The 23849-nt window shown below is 62.1% G+C and carries 21 protein-coding genes, 1 other RNA gene and 4 pseudogenes; 18 read left to right on the plus strand and 8 right to left on the minus strand.

The window, feature by feature from the left end; translation table 11 throughout:
• Positions 1-81 precede the first annotated feature (81 nt).
• The gene (locus NKH36_RS32880; protein ID WP_352965981.1) at positions 82-774 is read right to left on the minus strand and encodes a GntR family transcriptional regulator; all 693 of its coding nucleotides are present in this window, start codon (positions 772-774) and stop codon (positions 82-84) included.
• 69 nt (positions 775-843) lie between these two features.
• Between NKH36_RS32880 and NKH36_RS32885 the strand changes: the two genes are divergently transcribed.
• The 13 genes and pseudogenes from NKH36_RS32885 (at position 844) to NKH36_RS32940 (ending at position 15060) form a co-directional block, all read left to right on the plus strand.
• A complete protein-coding gene (locus NKH36_RS32885; protein ID WP_352965983.1) occupies positions 844-1737 on the plus strand; it encodes a dihydrodipicolinate synthase family protein in 894 nt (297 codons plus the stop codon).
• Positions 1738-1792: 55 nt separating this feature from the next.
• The gene (locus NKH36_RS32890) at positions 1793-3043 is read left to right on the plus strand and encodes an NAD(P)/FAD-dependent oxidoreductase (RefSeq protein ID WP_352966004.1); all 1251 of its coding nucleotides are present in this window, start codon (positions 1793-1795) and stop codon (positions 3041-3043) included.
• 14 nt (positions 3044-3057) lie between these two features.
• Positions 3058-4059 (plus strand): 4-hydroxyproline epimerase, encoded by a 1002-nt coding sequence (locus tag NKH36_RS32895; RefSeq protein ID WP_352965985.1) that lies wholly within the window; start codon positions 3058-3060, stop codon positions 4057-4059.
• A gap of 335 nt (positions 4060-4394) precedes the next feature.
• Entirely contained in the window at positions 4395-5297 is a 903-nt protein-coding gene (locus NKH36_RS32900) for a branched-chain amino acid ABC transporter permease (protein ID WP_352955211.1), read from the plus strand.
• Between the two features lie 49 nt (positions 5298-5346).
• Positions 5347-5601 (plus strand): annotated as a pseudogene (locus NKH36_RS34985) (DUF3382 domain-containing protein); the annotation flags it as partial.
• 189 nt (positions 5602-5790) lie between these two features.
• Positions 5791-6897 (plus strand): annotated as a pseudogene (gene livM, locus NKH36_RS32905) (high-affinity branched-chain amino acid ABC transporter permease LivM); the annotation flags it as partial.
• Positions 6897-8081: pseudogene (locus NKH36_RS32910) on the plus strand (ABC transporter ATP-binding protein); the annotation flags it as partial. The pseudogenes livM and NKH36_RS32910, both read left to right, overlap by 1 nt.
• An 8-nt stretch (positions 8082-8089) precedes the next feature.
• Entirely contained in the window at positions 8090-8818 is a 729-nt protein-coding gene (locus tag NKH36_RS32915; RefSeq protein WP_192361325.1) for an ABC transporter ATP-binding protein, read from the plus strand.
• A 17-nt stretch (positions 8819-8835) separates the two neighbouring features.
• A complete protein-coding gene (locus NKH36_RS32920; RefSeq protein ID WP_352955213.1) occupies positions 8836-9183 on the plus strand; it encodes a DUF6867 family protein in 348 nt (115 codons plus the stop codon).
• A gap of 139 nt (positions 9184-9322) precedes the next feature.
• Entirely contained in the window at positions 9323-10441 is a 1119-nt protein-coding gene (locus NKH36_RS32925; protein WP_352965987.1) for a branched-chain amino acid ABC transporter substrate-binding protein, read from the plus strand.
• A gap of 232 nt (positions 10442-10673) precedes the next feature.
• Complete coding sequence (pyc, locus tag NKH36_RS32930; protein WP_352965988.1) at positions 10674-14132, plus strand: pyruvate carboxylase; 3459 nt, start codon at positions 10674-10676, stop codon at positions 14130-14132.
• A gap of 161 nt (positions 14133-14293) precedes the next feature.
• Positions 14294-14554 (plus strand): DUF2312 domain-containing protein, encoded by a 261-nt coding sequence (locus NKH36_RS32935; protein ID WP_023800031.1) that lies wholly within the window; start codon positions 14294-14296, stop codon positions 14552-14554.
• Positions 14555-14604: 50 nt separating this feature from the next.
• Entirely contained in the window at positions 14605-15060 is a 456-nt protein-coding gene (locus tag NKH36_RS32940; protein WP_352965989.1) for a hypothetical protein, read from the plus strand.
• A gap of 129 nt (positions 15061-15189) precedes the next feature.
• On the opposite strand, the pseudogene NKH36_RS32945 reads toward NKH36_RS32940, so the two are convergent.
• Positions 15190-15698: pseudogene (locus NKH36_RS32945) on the minus strand (arsenate reductase ArsC).
• Between the two features lie 216 nt (positions 15699-15914).
• On the opposite strand from NKH36_RS32945, the gene NKH36_RS32950 reads away from it, so the two are divergent.
• Entirely contained in the window at positions 15915-16259 is a 345-nt protein-coding gene (locus tag NKH36_RS32950) for a hypothetical protein (RefSeq protein WP_352965990.1), read from the plus strand.
• A 61-nt stretch (positions 16260-16320) separates the two neighbouring features.
• Here the strand turns inward: NKH36_RS32950 and msrB are convergent, their stop codons facing one another.
• From msrB to NKH36_RS32980, 6 genes are all read right to left on the minus strand, one after another.
• Positions 16321-16725: a peptide-methionine (R)-S-oxide reductase MsrB gene (gene msrB, locus NKH36_RS32955; RefSeq protein ID WP_027152870.1), complete on the minus strand. Its 405-nt coding sequence runs from the start codon at positions 16723-16725 to the stop codon at positions 16321-16323.
• Positions 16726-16835: 110 nt separating this feature from the next.
• Positions 16836-17633 carry an MBL fold metallo-hydrolase gene (locus tag NKH36_RS32960; protein ID WP_352965991.1) on the minus strand — a complete coding sequence of 266 codons (798 nt, stop codon included), beginning with the start codon at positions 17631-17633 and terminating at the stop codon, positions 16836-16838.
• A 32-nt stretch (positions 17634-17665) separates the two neighbouring features.
• Entirely contained in the window at positions 17666-18856 is a 1191-nt protein-coding gene (locus tag NKH36_RS32965; RefSeq protein ID WP_352965992.1) for a vWA domain-containing protein, read from the minus strand.
• 10 nt (positions 18857-18866) lie between these two features.
• A complete protein-coding gene (locus NKH36_RS32970; RefSeq protein WP_352965994.1) occupies positions 18867-19271 on the minus strand; it encodes a type II toxin-antitoxin system HicB family antitoxin in 405 nt (134 codons plus the stop codon).
• Between the two features lie 45 nt (positions 19272-19316).
• The gene (locus NKH36_RS32975) at positions 19317-19763 is read right to left on the minus strand and encodes a GNAT family N-acetyltransferase (protein ID WP_352965996.1); all 447 of its coding nucleotides are present in this window, start codon (positions 19761-19763) and stop codon (positions 19317-19319) included.
• Between the two features lie 178 nt (positions 19764-19941).
• The gene (locus NKH36_RS32980; protein WP_352965998.1) at positions 19942-20781 is read right to left on the minus strand and encodes an AAA family ATPase; all 840 of its coding nucleotides are present in this window, start codon (positions 20779-20781) and stop codon (positions 19942-19944) included.
• A 182-nt stretch (positions 20782-20963) separates the two neighbouring features.
• On the opposite strand from NKH36_RS32980, the gene ssrS reads away from it, so the two are divergent.
• The 4 genes from ssrS (at position 20964) to NKH36_RS33000 (ending at position 23547) form a co-directional block, all read left to right on the plus strand.
• Positions 20964-21119: non-coding RNA, 6S RNA (gene ssrS / locus NKH36_RS32985), on the plus strand.
• A 98-nt stretch (positions 21120-21217) separates the two neighbouring features.
• Positions 21218-21805 carry a 5-formyltetrahydrofolate cyclo-ligase gene (locus NKH36_RS32990; protein ID WP_352966000.1) on the plus strand — a complete coding sequence of 196 codons (588 nt, stop codon included), beginning with the start codon at positions 21218-21220 and terminating at the stop codon, positions 21803-21805.
• Positions 21806-21886: 81 nt separating this feature from the next.
• Positions 21887-22711: a TIGR00282 family metallophosphoesterase gene (locus tag NKH36_RS32995; protein WP_095495408.1), complete on the plus strand. Its 825-nt coding sequence runs from the start codon at positions 21887-21889 to the stop codon at positions 22709-22711.
• 71 nt (positions 22712-22782) lie between these two features.
• Positions 22783-23547 (plus strand): TerC family protein, encoded by a 765-nt coding sequence (locus NKH36_RS33000; protein ID WP_352966002.1) that lies wholly within the window; start codon positions 22783-22785, stop codon positions 23545-23547.
• Positions 23548-23849 lie beyond the last annotated feature (302 nt).

Consider the following 23849-nt stretch of genomic DNA (forward strand, 5'->3'; position numbering starts at 1 on the left):
CTCGTTGAAACGATCGAGGCAACCGAATGCAACAACTACTTCGCAAACGCCGGCTACGCTTCCGTCAAAACGTGAAAGACTCTAGTGCGTGGCAGCCGCCTCGGCATGGCCGCGCAGCAGCGCCATCAGGCGCTTGGCATCCTTGGCGGCGGCGTCCTCGTCGCCGTCGAGGATCGAGCGGATCAGCGCGACGTGGTGCTCGGCCGATTCGGCCAGCCCGGTTTCGGCCTTGTAGCGGAACCAGAAGCGGCGGCTGTGGGTCTGCAAGGGAGCCGCCAGCCGCGCGGCGAACGGGTTGTCGGCAGCCAGCGCCAGCGCCTCGTCGAGCGCCTTGTCGGCCTGAATAAAGCCTAGCACGTCGCCTGATATCACCGCCTTTTGCATGGCCAGTGCCGCGTCGTGAAACAGGTCGGCGGCCTCACGGGTGACGAAGCGGGCGGCCGAGCGGGCAAGAACCACCTCGACGCCGCGTCGTGCATCGAGAACGCGCAACCAGTCGCCGGGATGGAGCGGGGCAATGGCGATGCCGGCACGGGGCCGGACATCAAGCAGTCCCTCCCACGCCAATCGCTGGATCGCCTCGCGCACCGGCGTGCGGCCGAGCCCCAGCCTGTCGATCAGCGCGCCCTCGGTGATAAAGCTTGAAGGCGCCAGTTCGAGCGTCACGATCATGTGCTCGAGCACACGATAGGCCTTCGCCGCCACTGGCTCGAATGCCGAGCTTGTTTCATTGAATATCAAAGGCGAGCTCCTGATATATTTTCGATATATCATAGCGGAATCCGTGTTGACAGTCCGTTCCTCAATAAATATACGACTGATATATCAGATGGAGCGACCGCCATGTGGACCGGAGTTTTCCCTGCCGTCACAACGAAATTCACCGAGGACGACCGCCTCGACCACGCCGAGATGGAGCGCTGCTTTGCGCTGCAGATGGAGGCCGGCTGCGACGGCATCATTGTCTGCGGCTCGCTCGGCGAGGGGCCGATGCTCTCGCATGACGAGAAGCTCGACGTGCTGAAGACCGCGCAGAGGATCGCCGGCAACAAGCCGGTTCTGCTGACGGTCAACGAACCCGGCACCCGCGAGGCGGCGGCGATCGCGCGGCGCGCCGCCAAAGAGGGCGCCAACGGGCTGATGGTGGTGCCGAGCCCGATCTACCACACCAATGCGGAGGAGACGGTTGCCGCGCTGCGTGCCATTGCCGAGGCAGGCGACCTGCCGGTGATGATCTATTCCAACCGGCTTGCCTACCGCGTCGACGTCACCGTCGGCCAGATGGAGGAACTGGCGAAGGACAAGCGCTTTGTCGCCATCAAGGAATCCTCCGACGACATCCGCCGCTCGACCGAAATCATCAACCGCTTCGGCGACCGTTACGACCTGTTCACCGGCGTCGATAATCTGGCATTCGAGGCGCTGTCGGTCGGTGCCATCGGCTGGGTGGCGGGACTGGTCACGGCGTTTCCGCGCGAGACGGTCGCGATCTATCAGTTGATGAAGCAGGGCCGCTGCGAGGAGGCGCTGAAAATCTACCGCTGGTTCCGGCCGCTGCTCGATCTCGACGTCTCGACCTATCTGGTGCAGAACATCAAGCTCGCCGAAGTCTTGGCGATCAACACCAACGACCGCGTGCGCATGCCGCGCCAGCCGCTGTCGGGCGAGCGCCGCAAGACGGTCGAAAAGATCGTCAGGGATGCGCTGGCGGTGCGGCCGGTGCTGCCGACGTTTTGAGGTTGTAAGTTTCGCATTCACATAGGCTTCGTTTCAGATGCCCCCTTACCCGGCCATGAATGACGATGCTGCACTCGATATCGCCATTATCGGCGGCGGCATCATCGGCATCTGTGTCGCCGCCTATCTTGCCGAGGCGGGGCGAAACCTCACGATCTTCGACCGGACGGGCGTCTGTGAGGAGACGAGTTCCGGCAATGCCGCCGCCTTGGCCTTTTCCGATGTGCTGCCGCTGGCCAACAAAGGCATGATCAGGCATCTGCCGAAATGGCTTGCCGACCCGCTCGGCCCGCTCAGCATCCCGCCCACCTACCTGCCGAAGCTGCTGCCCTGGCTTGTCCGCTTCTGGCGGGCCGGACGAAACGACCGCTACGAGGCCAGCCTCGCGGCGCAGGCCAGGATGATGCGGCTCGCCGAGGCCGAATGGGCCGGCCTGATGGCGCGCTCGGGCACCGGAAACATGCTGCGCGAGGACGGCTCGCTCGAACTTTACGAGAGCGAGGCCGAGTTCAAGGCGTCGCTGCCCGGCTGGGCGGCCAGGCAACGCTTCGGCATCGGCTTCAGCCATGTCGAGGGCGATGCTCTCGCCGCCTTGCAGCCGGGGCTGTCGCCGCGTTTCGTCAAGGGCACTTTCGTGCCGGGATGGAAGACCGTTACGGATCCGAAATTATTGGGCAAGGCGATCTGGGCCTATGCCGAGAAGAACGGCGCGCGTTTCGAAAAGGCTGGGATCGACCATGTCGGAGCAGGGCAGGATGGCGCGACATTGACGCTGGCTGACGGCACGGTGCGGCAAGCAAAACACCTCGTCATCGCCGCCGGCGCGTGGTCGCATCTCCTGGCGAAACATCTCGGCGACCGCATCCCGCTTGAAACCGAGCGCGGCTACAACACGACCCTGCCGAAGACCGCCTTCGACGTGAAGCGGCAACTGATCTTCTCCGGCCACGGCTTCGTCATCACCCCGCTTGAAACCGGTGTGCGCGTCGGCGGCGCGGTCGAGCTCGGCGGTATCGAGCGGCCGCCCAACTACGCTCGCTCGAAAGCGCTGCTCGATAAGGCACAAAAATTCCTGCCGGGGCTTGATCCGGCCGGTGGCCGCGAATGGATGGGGTTCCGGCCGTCGCTGCCGGATTCGCTGCCGGTGATCGGTGGCGCCAGATATGCCGGCACGATAGTCTATGCCTTCGGCCACGGCCATCTCGGCCTGACCCAGGCGGCCGCCACTGGACGCCTGGTCCGCGATCTCATTCTCGGCCAAAATCCGGTGTTTGATCTGTCTCCGTTTTCTCCGAACCGCTTCTGACGGGATCTCTAGAAATGGCGCGCCACTCTTTCTTCTGCATCGACGGTCACACCTGCGGCAATCCGGTGCGGCTGGTCGCCGGCGGCGGACCGCTGCTCCAGGGGGCGACGATGATGGAGCGGCGCGCGCATTTCCTGGCCGAACATGACTGGATCCGCACCGGGCTGATGTTCGAGCCGCGCGGCCATGACGTGATGTCCGGCTCGATCCTCTACCCGCCGACGCGGCCCGATTGCGACGTCGCAATCCTGTTCATCGAAACCTCGGGGTGCCTGCCAATGTGCGGGCACGGCACCATCGGCACGGTGACGATGGCGATCGAGCACGGGCTGATCAAGCCGAAGACGCCGGGCTTGCTCAGGCTGGACACACCGGCCGGCCTGGTCACCGCCGAGTACAAACAGGTCGGCGAATATGTCGAGGAGGTGCGCATCACCAACGTGCCGTCCTTCCTCCATGCCGAGGGACTGACGGTCGAATGTCCGCAGCTCGGCGAGATCATCGTCGACGTCGCCTATGGCGGCAATTTCTACGCCATCGTCGAGCCGCAGAAGAACTATCGCGACATGGCCGACCATTCCGCCGGCGACCTCATCGCCTGGAGCCCGGTGGTGCGGCAGCGGCTCAACGAGAAGTACGCCTTCGTGCATCCCGAGAATCCCGGCATCGACCGGCTGTCGCATATGCTGTGGACGGGTGCGCCGACCAACAGCCAGGCGGATGCGCGCAACGCCGTCTTCTACGGCGACAAGGCGATCGACCGCTCGCCTTGCGGCACCGGCACCTCGGCGCGGATGGCGCAGCTTCACGCCAAGGGCAAGCTTGGGACTGGCGACGATTTCGTCCATGAATCGATCATCGGCTCGCTGTTCAAGGGCAGGGTCGAGAAGGAAGTCACGGTTGCGGGCAAGCCGGCGATCATTCCCTCCATCGGCGGCTGGGCGCGCATGACCGGATTGAACACGATCTTCATCGACGATCGCGACCCGTTCGCGCACGGATTCGTCGTTAAATAGAGAGCTTCCTGACGCTGGGGAAACGGACGGAACGCAAAGACCGATTGCTTCGGCGGCGCAACGATCCCGCCCATCAGCTTATTTTGACCGCGATTCCTTCGAAATGAGGTGCATGTTGACGCCGAATCGCCAAAGACATTGCGTTATGCCAATGATAGGGTCCGCGATAGTCCAGGGGCCGGAAGGGAAAGAACGGGCAATCCGATTGCGTGCTTCAAAATCACGCATGTCGATTAAAAAATGACGTTGCAATCCGGGCTCGAAACTTTACGACTAGGGGAAATACGAAAAGGAATGCGTCTGCATGGGCGACATTCCAGGGGAGCCACGACAGCATGCAGTATTTTGTCCAGCAGCTTATCAATGGGCTGACGCTGGGATCGATCTATGGGCTGATAGCGATCGGCTACACGATGGTCTACGGTATCATCGGCATGATCAATTTCGCCCATGGCGACATCTTCATGGTCGGCGCCTTCACCGCCCTCATCGTTTTCCTCATCCTCGGCGCGTTATTCTATTCGGTGCCGGTGGTGATCGCGCTCCTGGTGATGATGATCGTCGCGATGCTGCTGACCAGCCTGTACAATTGGACGATCGAGAAGGTGGCCTACCGGCCGTTGCGCGGTTCGTTCCGGCTCGCGCCGCTGATCACCGCGATCGGCATGTCGATCGCGCTGTCGAACTTCGTCCAGGTGACGCAGGGGCCGCGCAATAAGCCGATCCCGCCGATGGTGTCCAAGGTTTATAATATCGAGGGCATCAGCGTGTCGCTGAAGCAGATCGTCATCGTCATAGTCACCGCCCTGCTGTTGGCGCTGTTCTGGTACCTGGTCAACAAGACCTCGCTGGGTCGAGCCCAAAGGGCATGCGAGCAGGACCGCAAGATGGCGGCTTTGCTCGGCATCGACGTCGACCGCACCATCTCGATCACCTTCGTCATGGGTGCGGCCCTTGCCGCCGTCGCCGGCACGCTGTTCCTGATGTATTATGGCGTCATCGCCTTCTCCGACGGTTTCACGCCCGGCGTGAAGGCGTTCACCGCGGCCGTGCTCGGCGGCATCGGCTCTTTGCCCGGCGCCGTGCTCGGCGGGCTGATGATCGGCTTCATCGAAAGCATGTGGTCGGCTTATTTCTCGATCGACTACAAGGACGTCGCCGCCTTCTCTATCCTGGCGATCGTGCTGATCTTCCTGCCTTCCGGCATTCTCGGCCGGCCAGAAGTCGAAAAGGTCTGAGATCATGGCGGTCACCGCATCTCCGGAGCGCGACATCGTCGCCACCCCCATGCAGCGCGCCACCCGCGAAGCGCTTTATGCCGGCGCCATCGCGCTCGGCCTGTTCGTGCTGTTCATCGGCCTGAGGACCGATCAGAACATCTCCAACGAGCTGATCCTTGTACAGCGCTGGTGGCTTCTTGCAGTCGTGGTTGTGCTGACCATGGCCGGGCGTTTTCTCTACGTCGCCTACGGACAGCCCTTCCTGGCAAATCAGAAGATCGTCGACGTCGCCACCGGCCTGCTGCCGGAGAGCATGGCGACGCGGTTCTTCCGCTTGCCCTATTTCATCGCTGCCATCGTCACAGTGGCCGTTCTGGTTTTCCTTGCCGGCTCCCTTGACGGATTGCTGGGCCCCGGTCTGGCCGGTTATGCACGGTTCCTGAGGGCGCTGGCGATCATCTACGCCCTCGCCTCCGTGATGTTTTATTTCCGAACCTTCATCCATGCCCATTTCTCGGCGCTGGGCATAACCGCACTGGCGCTCTACCCGATCATCGTTGTGCTGGTGCTTGCTTTGTACGGAGGATCGGTGGCCGCCGGGTTCCAGGGTTCGCTGAAATGGGTCGACAATTACGGCATTCAGATCCTGATCTATGTGATGCTGGCCTGGGGGCTGAACATCGTCGTCGGCCTCGCCGGCCTGCTCGACCTTGGTTATGTCGCCTTCTATGCCGTCGGCGCCTATGCCTATGCGCTGCTCGGCACGCAATACGGCCTGTCGTTCTGGATCCTGCTGCCTGCCGCCGGCGCCATGGCCGCCTTCTGGGGGGTGCTGCTCGGCTTTCCGGTGCTGCGGCTGCGTGGCGATTACCTGGCGATCGTGACGCTAGCCTTCGGCGAGATCATTCGTCTCGTGCTGATCAATTGGCGTGAGGTTACCAACGGCTCGGCCGGTATCTCCGGCATCCCGAAGGTCACCTTTTTCGGCCTGATGACGTTCAACGTCTCGGATCCGAACTATATCGCCAAGGTTTTGGACATCGCCACGTCGAGCGCTTATTACAAGATCTTCCTCTACTACCTGATCCTCGGGCTCTGCCTGCTCACCGCCTTTGTCACCATAAGGCTTAGGCGCATGCCCGTCGGCCGCGCCTGGGAAGCGCTGCGCGAGGACGAGATCGCCTGCCGTTCGCTCGGCATCAACACCACCACCACCAAGCTCACTGCCTTTGCCACCGGCGCGATGTTCGGCGGCTTCGCCGGCTCGTTCTTTGCGGCGCGGCAAGGTTTCGTCAGCCCCGAATCCTTCATCTTCTTGGAATCGGCGATCATCCTCGCCATCGTCGTGCTCGGCGGCATGGGTTCGCTGGTCGGCATCGCCGTCGCCGCCATGGTGATGATCGGCGGCACCGAGGTGCTGCGCGAGCTCGATTTCCTGAAGCAGGTCTTCGGTCCCGACTTCACGCCGGAACTCTACCGCATGCTGCTGTTCGGCATGGCCATGGTCATCGTCATGCTGTGGAAGCCGCGCGGCTTCGTCGGCAGCCGTGAACCGACAGCCTTCCTCAAGGAGAGCAGGGCCGTATCCGGCTCCTTCACCAAGGAGGGCCACGGCTGATGAGCGATGCGAGCTCGATTCAGAAAGCCAACCCGGGCATGAACGACGCCATCCTGCAGGTCGAGCATCTGTCGATGAAGTTCGGCGGTCTGGTCGCCATCGGCGACCTGTCCTTCCAGGCCAGGCGCGGCGAGATCACAGCGCTGATCGGGCCGAACGGCGCCGGCAAGACCACCGTGTTCAACTGCATCACCGGCTTCTACAAGCCGTCTGAAGGCATGCTCACGCTCAACCGGCGCGACGGCTCGAGCTATCTGCTCGAACGGCTGCCGAATCACGAGATTCCGGCGCGCGCCAAGGTGGCGCGCACCTTTCAGAACATTCGTCTGTTCTCGGGCATGACGCTGCTCGAGAACCTGCTGGTGGCGCAGCACAACAAGCTGATGAAAGCTTCCGGCTACACCGTCCTCGGCCTGTTCGGCTTCAGCGGCTACCGGACAGCGTCGGCCGAGTCGATCGACCTCGCCAGGCACTGGCTGGAAAAGGCCGACCTCGTCGATAGAGCCGACGATCCGGCCGGCGACCTGCCCTACGGCGCGCAACGGCGCCTGGAGATCGCGAGGGCGATGTGCACGGGTCCGGAGTTGCTCTGCCTCGACGAACCGGCCGCCGGGCTCAATCCGAAGGAATCAATGGCGCTCAACGCGCTGCTGATGGACATCAAGGACAACACCGGCACCTCGATCCTGCTGATCGAGCACGACATGGCGGTGGTCATGCAGATTTCCGACCATGTCGTGGTGCTCGAATACGGGCGCAAGATCTCGGACGGCAGTCCGCATGCGGTACGCACCGACCCGCGTGTCATCGCCGCCTATCTCGGCGTCGAAGACGAGGAAGTCGAGACTGTACTGACCGAGGTCGGCGACGAAGACGTCATCGAGCAACTGGACACGGGTCCGGATTCGGCGCACGGCCCGGCCACATCATCTTCGTATTTCGCCGGACCGGTGACCGACACAGTCGGCCACAGCGAGGGCGAGCGCGTCACGGTGTCGAAGGGCGCCTCGAAAGCCGGGCAGGTCGATGCAACGTCGAGTGTCGCCGCAGCAAGCAAGGCAGCCTCTCCGGCGGCAGCCAAGCCCAGCGCGAAGTCTTCTGCCGCGAAATCCTCCGCGGCAAAGCCGGCGACCAAGGCTCCGGTAAAGCCGAAGACACCGGGCGCCTCCAACCGGCGCGGAGGGCGTAAATAATGGCCGGCACAACGCTGCTCGATATCAAGGGCGTCCAGACCTACTACGGCAACATCAGGGCGCTGAACGGCGTCGATGTCACCGTCAAGCAGGGCGAGATCGTGGCGCTGATCGGCGCCAACGGCGCCGGCAAGTCGACGCTGATGATGACCATTTTTGGTGCGCCACGGGCACGGGCGGGCACCATCACCTTCGCCGGCACCGACATCACCCAATTGCCGACCCATGAGATCGCGCGCATGCGCATCGCCCAGTCGCCGGAGGGCCGGCGCATCTTCCCGCGCATGACGGTGATGGAAAACCTGCAGATGGGCGCCAGCCTCGACAACCTCCAGCATTACGACGAGGACGTCGAGAAGGTGTTCACGCTGTTTCCGCGCCTGAAGGAACGCATCGCCCAGCGCGGCGGCACGCTGTCGGGCGGCGAGCAGCAGATGCTGTCGATCGGACGTGCGCTGATGGCGCGGCCGAAGCTGCTCCTGCTCGACGAGCCGTCGCTGGGCCTGGCGCCGCTGATCGTCAAGCAGATCTTCGACGCCATCCGCGAGTTGAACCGCACGCAGGGGCTGACCGTGTTCCTGGTCGAGCAGAACGCCTTCGGCGCGCTGAAACTCGCCACGCGCGGCTATGTCATGGTCAACGGCAATGTGACGATGAGTGGCACCGGCAAGGAGCTGCTCGCCGATCCGGACGTGCGCGCCGCCTATCTCGAAGGCGGCCATCACTGAGTTCAGGAGTCTTCATCATGCAGGGCATTCTCTATGAGGAACCCTCGGTCTGGCAGTTCTTCTTCGTCACCTGCCTGCTTGGCGGCTGGGCGGCATGGATGACAGGCAAGGCCTGCGCCCAGACATGGCGCAGCTTCGTCCAATTGTTCGCCTATTTGCTCGGCCTCGGCATCGCCGTAAGGTTCATCCATCACGCGCTGTTCGGCGGCACGATGTTCTCGCTGCAATACTACATCGTCGACACCATCGTCCTGATGATATTGGGCTTCATCGGCTATCAATACACGCGCACCAACCAGATGGTGACACAGTATAACTGGCTTTACGAAAGAGCATCGCTTTTGAGTTGGAAACCAAAAGGTTGACGTTCACCATTAACGCCGTTTCGGGGATGAATCGGCGTGACAAGTGCCTGAAAATCGGCAAAGTACGTTTTCTGCGAGTAAAGGTGGGCATCGCATGAAAGCATCATCCAGGCCCACTCTGTAAATGGGAGCGTTTTACATGAGAAAATCACTTTTGTCCGCCGTCGCCCTGACCGCGCTCGTCGCGTTCAGCGGAAGCGCGTGGGCTGACATCCTGGTCGGCGTTGCCGGTCCGATCACCGGTCCGAACGCCGCCTTCGGCGCGCAGCTGCAAAAGGGCGCCGAACAGGCTGTCGCCGACATCAATGCGGCCGGCGGCATCAACGGCGAGCAGATCAAGCTCACGGTCGGCGACGACGTCTCCGATCCGAAGCAGGGCATCTCGGTCGCCAACAAGTTCGTCGGCGACGGCGTCAAGTTCGTGGTCGGCCACTTCAACTCGGGCGTTTCGATCCCGGCATCGGAAGTCTACGCGGAAAACGGTATCCTCGAGATCACGCCGGCCGCGACCAATCCGAAGTTCACCGAACGCGGCATGTGGAACACGTTCCGCACCTGCGGACGCGACGACCAGCAGGGCAGCATCGCCGGCGCTTACCTCGCGTCGAACTTCAAGGATGCCAAGATCGCGGTCATCCACGACAAGACGACCTATGGTCAAGGTCTTGCCGACGAGACGAAGAAGGCGATGAACGCTGCCGGCGTGACGGAAGTCATGTACGAAGGCGTCAATGTCGGCGACAAGGACTTCTCGGCGTTGATCGCCAAGATGAAGGAAGCTGGTGTTTCGATCATCTATTGGGGTGGTCTGCACACCGAAGCCGGCCTGATCATCCGCCAGGTGGCTGACCAGGGACTCAAGGCCACGCTGGTTTCCGGTGACGGCATCGTGTCGAACGAACTGGCCTCGATTGCCGGCGACGCAGTTGCGGGCACGCTGAACACGTTCGGTCCGGATCCGCGTCTGATCCCGGCGAACAAGGAACTCGTCGAGAAGTTCCGTGCGCAGGGCTTCGAGCCGGAGGCCTACACGCTCTACTCCTACGCCGCCATGCAGGCGATCGCGGGAGCCGCGACGGCCGCCAAGTCGAACGATCCGCAGGAAGTTGCCAAGGCTCTCAAGGCCAACGGCCCGTTCAAGACCGTGCTGGGCGATCTTTCCTATGACGAGAAGGGCGATCCGACGCTGCCTGGCTACGTCATGTACGAATGGAAAAAGGGCGACGACGGCAAGTACACCTACATCCAGAAGATGTAAGCCTGTCGACGACGACAATTTCGGAATGCCCGGCGCCTCGCGCCGGGCATTTTTCGTTGGCGTATTACCTATTGTTAGAGCGTCCTTTGCGCATTCGAGGGAACGCGCAGTGCTCTAACGGAAAGAATTAGTTTAATCGGTTTAATCGCTTCCTTCGATTTTGTTTGCACTGCAGCATTTTCGCGTTAATCATGGCGCCAGCCCCCTCCCGTCAGCGTCCGGAGCCTTGTCCTTGGCAATCACGAAAATCCTTGTCGCCAACCGTTCCGAAATCGCCATCCGCGTCTTCCGCGCGGCCAACGAACTCGGCCTCAAAACCGTGGCGATCTGGGCCGAGGAGGACAAATACTCGCTGCACCGCTTCAAGGCCGACGAAAGCTACCAGGTCGGGCGCGGGCCGCATCTGACCAAGGATATGGGGCCGATCGAAAGCTATCTGTCGATCGAGGAAGTGCTGCGCGTCGCCAGGCTTTCAGGCGCCGATGCCATCCATCCGGGCTATGGGCTGCTGTCGGAAAGCCCTGAATTCGCCGAAGCCTGCGCCAAGGCCGGCATCATTTTCATCGGACCCAAGCCGGACACGATGCGCAGGCTCGGCAACAAGGTCGCCGCACGCAACCTGGCGATCGAGGTTGGCGTGCCGGTAATTCCCGCCACCGATCCTCTGCCGGACGACATCGAGGCGGTGAAGGCACTCGCCAAGACGGTCGGCTATCCGGTAATGCTGAAGGCATCGTGGGGCGGCGGCGGCCGCGGCATGCGCGCCATTCGCTCGGAAACCGATCTCGCCCGCGAGGTGACGGAGGGCAAGCGCGAAGCGAAAGCCGCCTTCGGCAAGGACGAGGTCTATCTCGAAAAGCTGATCGAGCGCGCCCGCCATGTCGAGGTGCAGGTGCTGGGCGACAGACACGGCAATGCCGTGCACCTGTTCGAGCGCGATTGCTCCATCCAGCGCCGCAACCAGAAGGTAGTCGAGCGCGCGCCGGCGCCGTATCTCGAAATGTCACGGCGCGAAGAGCTTTGCGATTATGCGCTGAAGATCGCCCGCGAGACGAGCTATATCGGCGCCGGAACGGTCGAGTTCCTGCAGGATGCCGACACCGGCAAATTCTATTTCATCGAGGTCAACCCGCGCATCCAGGTCGAGCACACCGTCACCGAGCAGGTGACCGGCATCGACATCGTCAAGGCGCAGATCCACATCCTCGATGGCTTTGCCATCGGCACGCCGGAATCGGGCGTGCCGGCGCAGAAGGATATCAGGCTCAACGGCCACGCGCTGCAGTGCCGCATCACCACGGAAGATCCCGAGCATAATTTCATCCCCGACTATGGCCGCATCACCGCCTATCGGGGCGCCACCGGTTTCGGCATCCGCCTCGATGGCGGCACCGCCTATTCCGGCGCGGTCATCACCCGTTTTTATGACCCGCTGCTGGAGAAGGTGACGGCCTGGGCACCGACGCCGGCCGAGACCATCGCTCGCATGAACCGGGCGCTGCGCGAGTTCCGTATTCGCGGCGTGGCGACCAACCTCACCTTCCTCGAGGCGATCATCAATCACCCGAGTTTCGCCGACAATTCCTACACGACCAAGTTCATCGACACGACGCCGGAACTGTTCGCGAGCGTAAAGCGGCAAGATCGCGCGACCAAGCTGCTCAACTACTTGGCCGATGTCAGCGTCAACGGCCATCCAGAGACGCGCGGCCGGCCGCAGCCGAAGGCCGATGCGGCGGCACCCATGGTGCCCTATCTCAACGGCAATGTGCCCGATGGCAGCAAGCAGAAACTGGACGCACTTGGGCCGGAGAAATTCGCGGCCTGGATGCGCGCGCAAAAAGAGGTGCTGGTCACCGACACGACGATGCGCGACGGACACCAATCCCTGCTCGCGACGAGGGTGCGCACATTTGACATCGCCGGCATTGCCGGCACCTATGCGCGCGCGCTGCCGCAGCTTTTGTCGCTCGAATGCTGGGGCGGCGCGACCTTCGACGTCGCCATGCGCTTTCTCACCGAAGACCCGTGGGAACGGCTGTCGCTGGTGCGCGAGGCAGCGCCCAATTTGTTGCTGCAGATGCTTTTGCGCGGCGCCAATGGCGTTGGCTACACCAACTATCCCGACAACGTCGTCCAGCATTTCGTCAAACAGGCCGCCGCCGGCGGCACCGACCTGTTTCGCGTCTTCGACTGTTTGAACTGGGTCGACAACATGCGCGTCGCCATGGACGCGGTCGGTGCCGAGGGCAAGCTGATCGAAGCGGCGATCTGCTACACCGGCGACATACTCGACCCGGCCCGCGCCAAATACGACCTCAAATACTATGTCGCGCTGGCCAAGGAGTTGCAGGCGGCCGGCGCCCATATCATCGCGGTCAAGGACATGGCCGGACTTCTGAAACCCGCGGCGGCACGAGTGATGTTCAAGGCGCTGCGCGAGGCGACCGATCTGCCGATCCATTTCCACACGCACGACACGTCAGGCCTGTCGGCGGCGACGGTGCTGGCGGCGGTGGACAGCGGCGTCGACGCCATCGACGCGGCGATGGACTCCTTGTCGGGCAACACCTCGCAGCCTTGCCTGGGCTCGATCGTCGAGGCGCTGAAGGGCACCGAACGGGATCCGGGTCTCGATCCGCAATGGATCAGGAACATCTCGTTCTACTGGGAGGCGGTGCGCAACCAGTATGCCGCCTTCGAGAGCGACTTGAAGGGGCCGGCTTCGGAAGTCTACCTGCACGAAATGCCCGGTGGGCAGTTCACCAATCTCAAGGAGCAGGCGCGCTCGCTCGGTCTGGAGACGCGCTGGCACGAAGTGGCGCAGACCTATCACGACGTCAACCTGATGTTCGGTGACATCGTCAAGGTGACGCCGTCGTCCAAGGTCGTCGGCGACATGGCGCTGATGATGGTAAGCCAGGACCTGACGGTTGCCGATGTCGAAAATCCAGCCAGGGATATCGCCTTCCCGGATTCGGTCGTGTCGATGCTGCGCGGCGATCTCGGCCAGTCGCCCGGCGGTTGGCCGGAGGCACTGCAGAAGAAGGTGCTCAAGGGCGACAGGCCAATCACGGCCCGGCCCGGCTCCCTGCTGAAGCCGGCCAATCTCAAGGCCAGCCGCAAGGAGATCGAAGATAAGCTCGAGCGCAAGCTCAGCGAATTCGAATTCGCCTCGTGGCTGATGTACCCGAAGGTTTTCTCCGACTTTACCGCAGCGCAGGAAACCTACGGGCCGGTCAGTGTGCTGCCGACGCCGACCTATTTCTACGGCATGAAGCCGGAAGACGAGATCTTTGTCGACATCGAGAAGGGCAAGACGCTGGTGGTGCGCTGCCTGGCCATCGGCGATGTCGATGAGAAGGGCATGGTCACTGTGTTCTTCGAGCTCAACGGCCAGCCGCGCCGGGTCAAAGTGCCGGACCGTGCGCATGGCGCTTCCGCCGCCAAGGCGCGGCGCAAGGCCGAGCCGGGCAACGAGGCGCATGTCGGCGCGCCGATGCCGGGCGTCGTCTCGGCGCTCGCCGTTGCCGCCGGCCAAGCGGTCAAGGCCGGCGACGTGCTGCTGTCTATCGAGGCGATGAAGATGGAAACGGCACTGCATGCCGAGCGTGACGGCACAATCGCCGAAGTGCTGGTCAAGGCCGGCGACCAGATCGACGCCAAGGATCTGCTGATCGCATTCGGATAAGACAGAAATGTTGCCCAGGCAGAGTTGTCTGCGTCTGGCGGCAGCCCTCCATGCCGCATCGATAACCGCTTGACCGGCCGCCTCCGGTCGGGCATCGAACCGCTGCAATTCGCCGCGACAGGTCGCCTGAGTCGCTGCATGGAAAACGACGCGGAGAAAAAATGGCCGACGACATCACCGAGACCAGCCAGACTGTTGCCGCCGGCCAGTTGCGAGCCTTCATCGAGCGCATCGAGCGGCTCGAGGAAGAGAAAAAGACGATCGCAGACGACATCAAGGAAGTGTTCGCCGAGGCCAAGGGTACCGGCTTCGACACCAAGGCGATGCGGTCGATCATTCGGCTGCGCAAGAAGGACCAGGCCGAGCGGCAAGAGGAGGAAACCATCCTCGACCTCTACAAAGCCGCGCTCGGCATGGTGTAAGGCTGGTACAGCCCTGGGCGCCGGTTGCGGCGCCCTCAACGGGTCGAACCATGAGCGAATTCGACTTTGGCGTCCGCCGCGCCTCTGAATTCCGCCAACGCGGCTTCTGGACGCTGTTTTCGGAACGGCATCCGGAAGAAAGGGCTCTGATGGCGCGGCGCGGACCCTGGTTCTGGCAGCGCGGGCTGCCCGACTTCGCCTTGGTCCTTTCCATGTATGTCGCGCCGGCGCAGAACCATGTCGGCGTCTTCTTCGGCCGCAACGAGAAGTTCGGTGCCACGAAAGCCTGGTCGCGGTTGAAGCCGTTCCAGCCGGCGATCGAAGACAGGTTAAAGCTCAGGCCGGAGCAGAGTTGCGAGGGCCTCGGCATCAATTCGCTGTGGCGGGTGAACTGCTTTGCCGAGGACAATTGGCCGGCCATGGCTGACTGGCTGGTGACGGAAGCATCGCGCTTCGAGCGCGCCATTGCCGAGGTTCTCGGCGAGGGTGGCGAAGCCGGTTCGTGAATTCGCCTGCCTGTCGGCGGCTTGACCCTAAAGCGCGCGGCGTCTGAAGGGATTCGCGCGACGCGCTTTAGTTTTGTTTTTATGCATGTCGTTACCCCAAAACCGCTGCGCACTTTTGGGCGACATGCATTAGTTCGGCTTCGCCGTGTCGCGGCCGATCTCGTCGAGATGCTGTTGCAGCGCCAGATGGTCGAGCGCATCCATCCGTAGATTACCAACAGCGAAATGCGGTTGTTGAGCATGCGATAGGCAGCGGCAAAGGCAAGATGCAGTTCGGCTTCGGTGCCCTCTGCCTTGGCTGGGTCCGGTATCGACCAGAGCGCGGTCATTGGATGACCCGGCCAGATCGGACAGGATTCATTGGCGGTGGTGTCGCAAAGCGTGAAGATGAAATTCATTTCCGGCGCGTCGGGCTTGGCAAACTCGTCCCACCCTTTTGAGCGGGCGAAGCTCGTATCGTAGTCGAGGCCTTCGAGCAGCTGCATTGCGTAGGGATTGACCTCGCCCTTCGGCTGCGAACCGGCGGAAAAGGCCTTGAACCTGCCGGCACCGATCCGATTGAGGATGGCTTCCGCCATAATGGATCGCGACGAATTGGCGTTGCAAAGAAACAGCACGTTGTAGACATTATCGCTCATCTCAAGACCTCCCTGTCAGGCGACTGAATGATGGGGGGCGGCAAATTCCGGTAAGGTACCCTTGCCGAGATGCCGACAAGGGCGACGTAGAAAGGTTCACGACCGTTTGATGACAATCTGTCAGATCATACGCTTGGGTGCCGATGGTCGACTTGCTTTGGCAGGCTTGCCGCGTTGGACATCTCTGCGGCTGTCGAATGAGAGAAAGCCGCATCGATGAGTGCGCCAGAGACTTTCGAAGGCGAAGACGGCAAGGCAAGCCGTGCGGCGGGTTTCTTCCGCTCGCGCTGGCAAGGCACGGCCCCGCTCGATCGGCTGTTCTGGCGCGATCTTGTCCTTGCCGGCACGGCAATCAACATCGCAGTGTCGGTGCTGGCGCTCATCCTGCTCGGGCTGAAGATGCCGCTCGCTCTCGTTCTGGCGGTACATTTCGCGCCGGTGCCGTACAATTTCTTTCTGACTTTTGCGGTGTGGAGGACCGCCGAAAAATCCGGTGGCGTCAAGGCTTCGCTGATGACGCTGGGGGCTGTGCTGTGGCTGATCCTGGTGGTGGTGATCTGACAGGAAGTGCTGCCCGGCAAAGGGCGGCCGCAGCCGTCCTTTTCCCCCGTCGAATTTCCAATCAGGCGGCCGGCTCGAATTTCAGCGCGACGCCGTTGATACAATAGCGCAGGCCGGTCGGCGGCGGGCCGTCCTCGAAGACATGGCCAAGATGGCTGCCACAGCGGGCGCAATGGCATTCGGTGCGGACCATGCCATAGCTGCGGTCGACGGTCGTCTCGACCGAGCCGGGCACCGGATCGTTGAAGCTCGGCCAGCCGGTGCCGCTCTCGAACTTCAGCTTGGATTCGAACAAAGGCTGGTCGCAGCCGACGCAGGAAAAAGTGCCGGCGCGCTTCTCGTGAAGCAGGGCACAGCTGCCTGGCCGCTCGGTGCCGTGGTTGCGCATCACCGCATATTGCTCCGGCGTCAGCCGGGCGCGCCATTCGGCATCGGTGCGGGTGACTGGGTAGGTGTGACTATCCATTTTTTGCCTCTTAGTTCATGCCGCTATTGGGGTTATCTTCCCAAGTTCGCCTAAAATAGGCATTTGTTACGGCGTTTGCCGGTTTTTCCGATCCTGCCGCGAAGAATTCCTCAGGCGATTGCCGCGAGATACCGCGCAACCGACCCTGCAAATGCCGTCTTTGCATCTCCGATGACGTTCTGGCTCCACCATGCGCCGTAGATATGGTCGAACGCGAAACGCTCCAGCGCAGCCTCGATCCCGAGCACCTTCGCCGCATTGAGCGGGATGTAGTTCGGGTAGCTGTACATGAAGCTGACATGGCGGCGAGTCGGCGTCACCTGCAAGATGTCGCCGGCCAGGATGGCGTCGCCGCCGTCGCGCTTCCAGTGCAGCACCTGGCCACCGGCAAAATGACCGCCGCAACGGATAAGTGTCAGCGAGGGGTTTAGGGCGCGCGTCTCGCCCTCCCAACTGATAACAGCCGGATGCGGCCGCATGATCCACTTTCGGTCATCGGCGTGCAGGTAGATCGGCACGCCGCCAAACGCCTCGCTCCACTCGACCATCGCCGAATAATAATGGCAGTGCGAAATGGCGATCGCGGTGAGGCCGCCCCGTCGGTTGATCTCGACCACCGCCTCGTCGCTGACCATCGAGATGCAGTCCCATAGTACGTTGCCGTGCGGGGTTTGTGCCAGCAGCGCCCGCTGACCGATGGCGAAGCGCGGCTCGACGCCGAAAGCGAGCACGCCGGCGTCGTCCTTGATCACGATCCGATGTCCGGCGGCGAGCTCTTCCGGCGTGATCCAGGCCTGGCCCTCCCAGCGCACATATTGCCGCTCGTCCTCGCAGATCGGGCAATGGTCCGGCGGCGCGGCTGTTGCCGCGAATTGGACGCCACACTGCAGGCAAAGGAAACAGGTCATCGGTCTTCCTGTCATGCGTTCCGAAAATCCACTCAGTGCTTCCTTGAAAGCTGTTTCGTCGCGGCTTCCAGCCCGGCGAGCGTCAGCGGGAACATGCGGCCGCCGAAGATATCGCGGATCATGGCGATCGAACGGGTAAAACCCCAGTGCTTTTCGCTTTCGGGGTTGAGCCATACCGCGTTCGGCCATTGCTGCAGCAGGCGGCCGAGCCAGACAACGCCGGCTTCCGGGTTCCAATGCTCGACCGAGCCGCCGGGATGGGCCATCTCATAGGGGCTCATCGAGGCATCGCCGACGACGATCACCTTGTAGTCCGGGCCGTATTTGTGGAGAAGGTCGAAGGTCGGGATCACCTCCGCATGGCGGCGGCGATTGTCCTTCCAAACGCCTTCGTAAAGGCAGTTGCGAAAGTAGAAGTATTCGAGCTGGCAGAATTCGGCACGGGCGGCCGAAAACAGTTCCTCGACGCTTCTGATGTGGTCGTCCATCGAGCCGCCGACATCGAAGAACATCAGCAACTTCACGGCATTGCGCCGTTCGGGCCGCGTTTGCACGTCAAGATAGCCAAGTTCAGCGGTGGCGTGGATGGTGCCGGGCAGGTCGAACTCCTCCTCGGCGCCTTCGCGCACCCAGCGGCGCAAGCGCTTCAGCGCGATCTTGATGTTGCGGGTGCCGAGTTCGACGGCATCGTCGAAATTCCTGAACTCGCGCTTGTCCCAGACTTTGACCGCGCGGCGGTTGCGGCTCTCATGCTGGCCGATGCGAACGCCTTCGGGATTGTAGCCATAGGCGCCGAAGGGCGAGGTGCCGCCGGTGCCGATCCATTTCGACCCGCCCTGGTGGCGACCCTTCTGTTCCTCCAGCCGCTTTTTCAGCGTCTCCATCAGCTTTTCAAAACCGCCGAGTGCTTCGACCAGCTTTTTGTCTTCATCGGTCAGGTGCTTTTCGGCAAGCCGGCGCAGCCATTCCTCCGGAATGTTTTCGACATCGATCGCGTTTTCGCCAGCCAGCGCTTCGACACCCCTAAAGATGTGCGAAAAGACCTGGTCGAAACGGTCGATGTGGCGCTCGTCCTTCACCAGTGCTGAGCGGGCGAGATAGTAAAACCCCTCGACGTCATAGTCGACCAGCCCCGCCTCCAGCCCTTCCAGCAGCGACAGATATTCTCGGAGCGAGACGGGAACCCGCGCTGCCTTCAGTTCGAGGAAGAAGGGGATGAACATCGTCCGACTTTTATCTGTGCCCTTCAATCTTCTCCCGTGCGGCGCTGGCGATGAAAGCGGAACGCGTGAGGCCGCGTCGGCTCGCTTCGGCATCGATTGCCGCCAAAAGGCCTGCGTCGAGCGACAGATTGGCCCGGACAGGCCGTCCGGAATCGATCAGCACGGGGATCATCACGGCAGATTCGCCGGCAGCGCTATCGATTTCGCCCAGTCGGAGCAGATCTGCCACGGTGCGCGAGCCGGGCAAGGGCAAGTGCTTCGCCATTCGTGCCTCGGCCCATTCGCGAACGGCGGAGGTCGCATCGGCTATCGCCTCTTCGGGACTTGCGCCACCGCCGTGACATCCGGGAAGATCGGGCACCCGCACTCCCCAGACATCATCTGCGCCGTCAAGAACTCCGACATAGTGCGTCATGGTTCCTCCTTAAATCCATCCGGTAAGCCGGGCGATCGGCAGTCATCACATCAAATCATACTCGATGAAGCCGGTCCTGCGCGCCACGTGATCGTAGAGCTTGCGCGCGGTGGTGTTGGTCTCGTGCGTCATCCAGTAGACGTTCTTGACGCCGATCTTGCCGGCTTCCTGCTTGACCGCTTCGATCAGGGCGGCGCCGACGCCTTTGCCGCGCACATCCGGGTCGGCGAACAGGTCCTGCAGATAGCAGTTGTTCATCTGCGACCAGCAGGAGCGATGGTAGAGATAATGCGTCAGGCCGACCGCCTTGCCGTCGAGGGTGGCGATGAACCCCTTCGGCTCGAATTCACCTTCCGTGAATAGCCGCTTCCAGGTGACGGCATAGACCTCTTCCGGCAGTTTGGTTTCGTAGAAGGTGAGATAGGCGGTCCACAGGCGCTGCCAGTCGGCGTGATCGGATTGAGCCAGTGGGCGGACGGTGATCTCGGTCATTCTCATTTCCCTCTGAAGCTTCATGCACAAGCTGCCTCGGTGCCCTGTTGGCGGCAACGGTCCAGCAAGGGGAAAGCGCTGTCCGACGCCGATGCCCGGCCCTCCGCTATGGCTCCGGGCGTTCGTCGCTCGAAAAGCCAAATCGTTGGCTTTTCGTCGGCCTTTGGCCGACCGCTCCTCACCCCTGCCTTCTCGCCATGAAGGCCAGGCGCTCGAACAGATGCACGTCCTGCTCGTTCTTCAAAAGCGCACCGTGCAGCTTGGGCAACGCGTTTTTCGGGTCGGCGCGCAGATCCTCGGGCGCGATGTCGTCGGCGACCAAGAGCCTGATCCAGTCGAGTGCCTCGGAGGTCGACGGCTTCTTCTTCAGGCCCGGCACGTCGCGGATCTCATAGAACTGGGTCAGTGCGGCGCGCACCAGGTTCTGTTTGATGCCGGGATAATGCACGTCGACGATCCTGTGCAGCGTCTCGACGTCGGGGAAGCGGATATAGTGGAAGAAGCAGCGACGCAGGAAGGCGTCCGGCAGCTCCTTCTCGTTGTTGGAGGTGATGATGACGATCGGGCGCACAGCGGCGCGGATCGTTTCGCCGGTCTCGTAGACGAAGAACTCCATTCTATCGAGTTCCTGCAACAAATCGTTGGGGAACTCGATATCGGCCTTGTCGATCTCGTCGATCAGAAGCACGACCTTCTTGCCGGCGGCGAAGGCGTCCCACAGCTTGCCGCGCTTGATATAGTTCCTGATGTCGTTGAAGCGCTCGTCGCCGAGTTGGCTGTCGCGCAGCCGCGAGACGGCGTCATACTCGTAGAGGCCCTGCTGCGCCCGTGTCGTCGACTTGACGTGCCATTCGATCAGCTCGAGGCCGAGCGCGGCCGACACTTGCCTGGCCAGTTCGGTCTTGCCGGTGCCGGGCTCGCCCTTGACCAGCAATGGCCGCTCCAGCGCGATCGCCGCGTTGACCGCCACCATTAGATCCTTATCGGCGACATAGGCCGCCGTGCCTTCGAAACGCATTCTTGCTCCTCGATTTTTGATGGCAACCGTTAGGAGACAGTCCAGCCTGTGCAAGGCGCAGCGGCGAGAACGCGGTGAAACCTTGTGCCGCGCAGCTCAGAGCCAGGATCTTGCAACGAATAAAGCCGCTGAACATGGCCGTCTCACTGGCGCTTGGTCGATCGTCGGCCTATATTGGTCGTGACGGTCTGCGCTTCCCGGCAGGAGAACATTTTCCCCGGGGCCTTGATGATCCCTAGGGAGCTGTCCCTGGGAAGACCCGTGGGTTTTCTCATACGGCGCCCACCTACTTTGTAGGTTCCCGGGATCGCTCTCTCCACCGGTTGTGTGGATCGTCACTCGACGCAAAGGATCCACTGACGCTTCGGTGGATCATGCGGTAGAAAACGTCGCTCCCAATGCTCCAATCAGATCCGACCTTTTCTACCTTGGCTCCATGACCTCTCCAAAAGAACCGAAAAGACGTCTCCGCAAGGAAGCACTCGGGCGCCGCGACGCGCTCGATCCATTCTGGCGGGTGGAAGCGGCGCTCGAAATGGCCGAGACGGCGCGGGACAGCATCGCCGTCGAGCCGGGCCAGATCGTCTCCGGCTTCTGGCCGATGCGCTCGGAAGTCGACGTCCGGCCGCTGATGTTCGCCTTGCGCGAAAAGGGGGCAAGGCTTTGCCTGCCGGCCATTCTCGACAAGACCACCATCGTCTTTCGCGAACTGGTGCGCGGCGCACCGATGATCGACATGGGGTTCGGCACCGTCGGGCCGCATGAGGAGGCCGAGGTGCTCGATCCCCACGTGATGCTGGTGCCGCTTGCGGCTTTCGACGCGCGCGGCCACCGCATCGGCTACGGCGCCGGTTACTACGACCGCGCGATCGCGCGTCTGGTCGACAAGGGGCAGCCGCCGCGGCTGATCGGCATTGCTTTCGACTGCCAGGAGGTGGCGCTGGTGCCGGACGAGCCGCATGATGTGATCATCTCGGAAATACTCACCGAGAGCGGGTTGCGCCGGTTCGCGCCGAAATTGTAGATAAGTTCCTGGACGCATGGTCTTTTCCGAAAGTCATGCAGCTTTTTGCTTCGCTGACCTTCGGTTCGGGATCATCCTTATATGAGACTTCTCTTCCTCGGCGATATGGTCGGCAAGACGGGACGCACGGCGGTGTGGGAACAACTGCCCGGCCTGATCTCGGATTTCAAACTCGACTTCGTCATCGTCAATGGCGAGAACGCCGCCGGCGGCTTCGGCATCACCGAAGAGATCTTTCGCGAGACGATCTCGGCGGGTGCCGATGTCGTCACCACCGGCAATCATGTCTGGGACCAGCGCGATGCGCTGGCTTTCGCGCCGCGCGAGGAACGGTTCCTGCGTCCATCCAATTTCCCCAAGGGCACGCCGGGGCGGGGCTCCGGCGTCTACATCGCCAGGAACGGCGCGCGCGTTCTGGTCGCCAACATCATGGGCCGGGTGTTCATGCATCCCGAACTCGACGATCCGTTCCAGGCCGGTGAGCGCGAGCTTGCCGCCTGCCCGCTCGGCGAGCAGGCCGATGCGGTGGTCATCGATTTCCATGCCGAAGCGACCTCTGAAAAAATGTGCTTTGCGCATTTCGTCGACGGCCGCGCCAGCCTGGTCGTCGGCACCCACACGCACCAGCCGACCGGCGACCACCATATCCTCAATGGCGGCACCGGCTATATCTCCGACGCCGGCATGTGCGGCGACTACGATTCTTCGCTCGGCATGGACAAGGAGGAGCCGCTCAACCGGTTTCTGTCGAAGGTGCCGAAAGGACGCTTCGAGGCGGCGACCGGCCCGGCCACATTGTGCGGCGTCGGCGTCGACATTTCGGACCGCAGCGGCCTGACCGAGCGGATTGCGCCGTTTCGCCGCGGACCGCGGCTCGAGGAAACGGCGCCATCTTTCTGGTCGTGACATTGATATCAACGCCTGCGATACCTAACTGCCGGCGACACTGCTCTAGATCGTAAGAGGGGACGACCTCCATGCAGCTCATCGAATTCCTGGCGCCACATTTCGCCTTTGTCTCCGATCCGACCGCGTGGGTCGCGTTGCTGACGCTGATCGTGCTGGAGGTCGTGCTCGGCATCGACAATCTGATCTTCATCTCGATCCTGACCAACAAATTACCGGAGGCACAAAGGGCCCGCGCGCGGCGGCTCGGCATTTCTGCCGCGCTGATCATGCGGCTGGTCCTGCTTGCCACCATCTCGATCATCGTTCAGTTGACGGCGCCGGTATTCACCGCTTTCGGCCATGGTTTTTCCTGGCGCGATCTGATCCTGATCGCCGGCGGCCTGTTCCTCGTCTGGAAGGCGACCAAGGAGATACACCACACGGTCGATCTCGAGGATCACCAGGACACGATGATGGGCGAGACGCTGCAGCTTTCGCTGGCCGGCGCGATCTTCCAGATCCTGCTGCTCGACCTCGTGTTCTCGATCGATTCGATCATCACCGCGGTCGGCATGACCGACGAGATCGCCATCATGTATATCGCCGTCATCGTGGCAGTCACGGTGATGATGCTGGCGGCCGGACCGCTCGCCAACTTCATCGCCAAGAACCCAAGCATCGTCATGCTGGCGCTGAGCTTCCTGCTGATGATCGGCATGACGCTGATCGCCGACGGCATGGGCTTCCATGTGCCCAAGGGCTACATCTACGCCGCCATGGGCTTTTCGGCGCTGGTCGAGGGCCTCAACATGCTGGCGCGACGTCGGAGAAAGGCAAAGGCAGGCGGGCATTGAGGCGAGGCGGATTGAAGCGACGGCGCGCGAAGCCGTGGGTTCTGTCTCGATCATCGCGGCCATGCAGAACCTTTGAGACGTCGGAGGGACAGCACCCCCCTCCGTCCTGCCGGACATCTCCCCCGCAAGGAGGGAGATTGGCAGCTTCGACGCTCCGCTTGTCCCGCAACGTTGACGGTTGGCGAAAGCCTCAGTGACATCCGATCTCCCCCCTTGCGGGCAGGGCTATCGCATATGAGTGATGGCATTGATGAGGTAGTCGTCATTCCAGGCGCATTTCTTGATGCGATGGCTGATAGGGA

The sequence above is a fragment of the Mesorhizobium sp. M1312 genome (genome assembly GCF_040318115.1).
Classification (GTDB): Bacteria; Pseudomonadota; Alphaproteobacteria; order Rhizobiales; family Rhizobiaceae; genus Mesorhizobium.

Bases quoted from the DNA above. Each gene is read 5' to 3' on its own strand.
- NKH36_RS32900 (WP_352955211.1), top strand. From the start codon at position 4,395: ATGCAGTATTTTGTCCAGCAGCTTATCAATGGGCTGACGCTGGGATCG.
- NKH36_RS32970 (WP_352965994.1), bottom strand. From the start codon at position 19,271: ATGACGCACTATGTCGGAGTTCTTGACGGCGCAGATGATGTCTGGGGA.
- NKH36_RS32960 (WP_352965991.1), bottom strand. From the start codon at position 17,633: ATGACCTGTTTCCTTTGCCTGCAGTGTGGCGTCCAATTCGCGGCAACA.
- NKH36_RS32990 (WP_352966000.1), top strand. From the start codon at position 21,218: ATGACCTCTCCAAAAGAACCGAAAAGACGTCTCCGCAAGGAAGCACTC.
- NKH36_RS32925 (WP_352965987.1), top strand. From the start codon at position 9,323: ATGAGAAAATCACTTTTGTCCGCCGTCGCCCTGACCGCGCTCGTCGCG.
- NKH36_RS32940 (WP_352965989.1), top strand. From the start codon at position 14,605: ATGAGCGAATTCGACTTTGGCGTCCGCCGCGCCTCTGAATTCCGCCAA.
- NKH36_RS32935 (WP_023800031.1), top strand. From the start codon at position 14,294: ATGGCCGACGACATCACCGAGACCAGCCAGACTGTTGCCGCCGGCCAG.
- NKH36_RS32880 (WP_352965981.1), bottom strand. From the start codon at position 774: ATGATATATCGAAAATATATCAGGAGCTCGCCTTTGATATTCAATGAA.
- NKH36_RS32890 (WP_352966004.1), top strand. From the start codon at position 1,793: ATGAATGACGATGCTGCACTCGATATCGCCATTATCGGCGGCGGCATC.
- NKH36_RS32980 (WP_352965998.1), bottom strand. From the start codon at position 20,781: ATGCGTTTCGAAGGCACGGCGGCCTATGTCGCCGATAAGGATCTAATG.
- msrB (WP_027152870.1), bottom strand. From the start codon at position 16,725: ATGGATAGTCACACCTACCCAGTCACCCGCACCGATGCCGAATGGCGC.
- NKH36_RS33000 (WP_352966002.1), top strand. From the start codon at position 22,783: ATGCAGCTCATCGAATTCCTGGCGCCACATTTCGCCTTTGTCTCCGAT.
- NKH36_RS32965 (WP_352965992.1), bottom strand. From the start codon at position 18,856: ATGTTCATCCCCTTCTTCCTCGAACTGAAGGCAGCGCGGGTTCCCGTC.
- NKH36_RS32885 (WP_352965983.1), top strand. From the start codon at position 844: ATGTGGACCGGAGTTTTCCCTGCCGTCACAACGAAATTCACCGAGGAC.
- NKH36_RS32895 (WP_352965985.1), top strand. From the start codon at position 3,058: ATGGCGCGCCACTCTTTCTTCTGCATCGACGGTCACACCTGCGGCAAT.
- NKH36_RS32950 (WP_352965990.1), top strand. From the start codon at position 15,915: ATGAGTGCGCCAGAGACTTTCGAAGGCGAAGACGGCAAGGCAAGCCGT.
- NKH36_RS32915 (WP_192361325.1), top strand. From the start codon at position 8,090: ATGGCCGGCACAACGCTGCTCGATATCAAGGGCGTCCAGACCTACTAC.
- NKH36_RS32995 (WP_095495408.1), top strand. From the start codon at position 21,887: ATGAGACTTCTCTTCCTCGGCGATATGGTCGGCAAGACGGGACGCACG.
- NKH36_RS32975 (WP_352965996.1), bottom strand. From the start codon at position 19,763: ATGACCGAGATCACCGTCCGCCCACTGGCTCAATCCGATCACGCCGAC.
- NKH36_RS32920 (WP_352955213.1), top strand. From the start codon at position 8,836: ATGCAGGGCATTCTCTATGAGGAACCCTCGGTCTGGCAGTTCTTCTTC.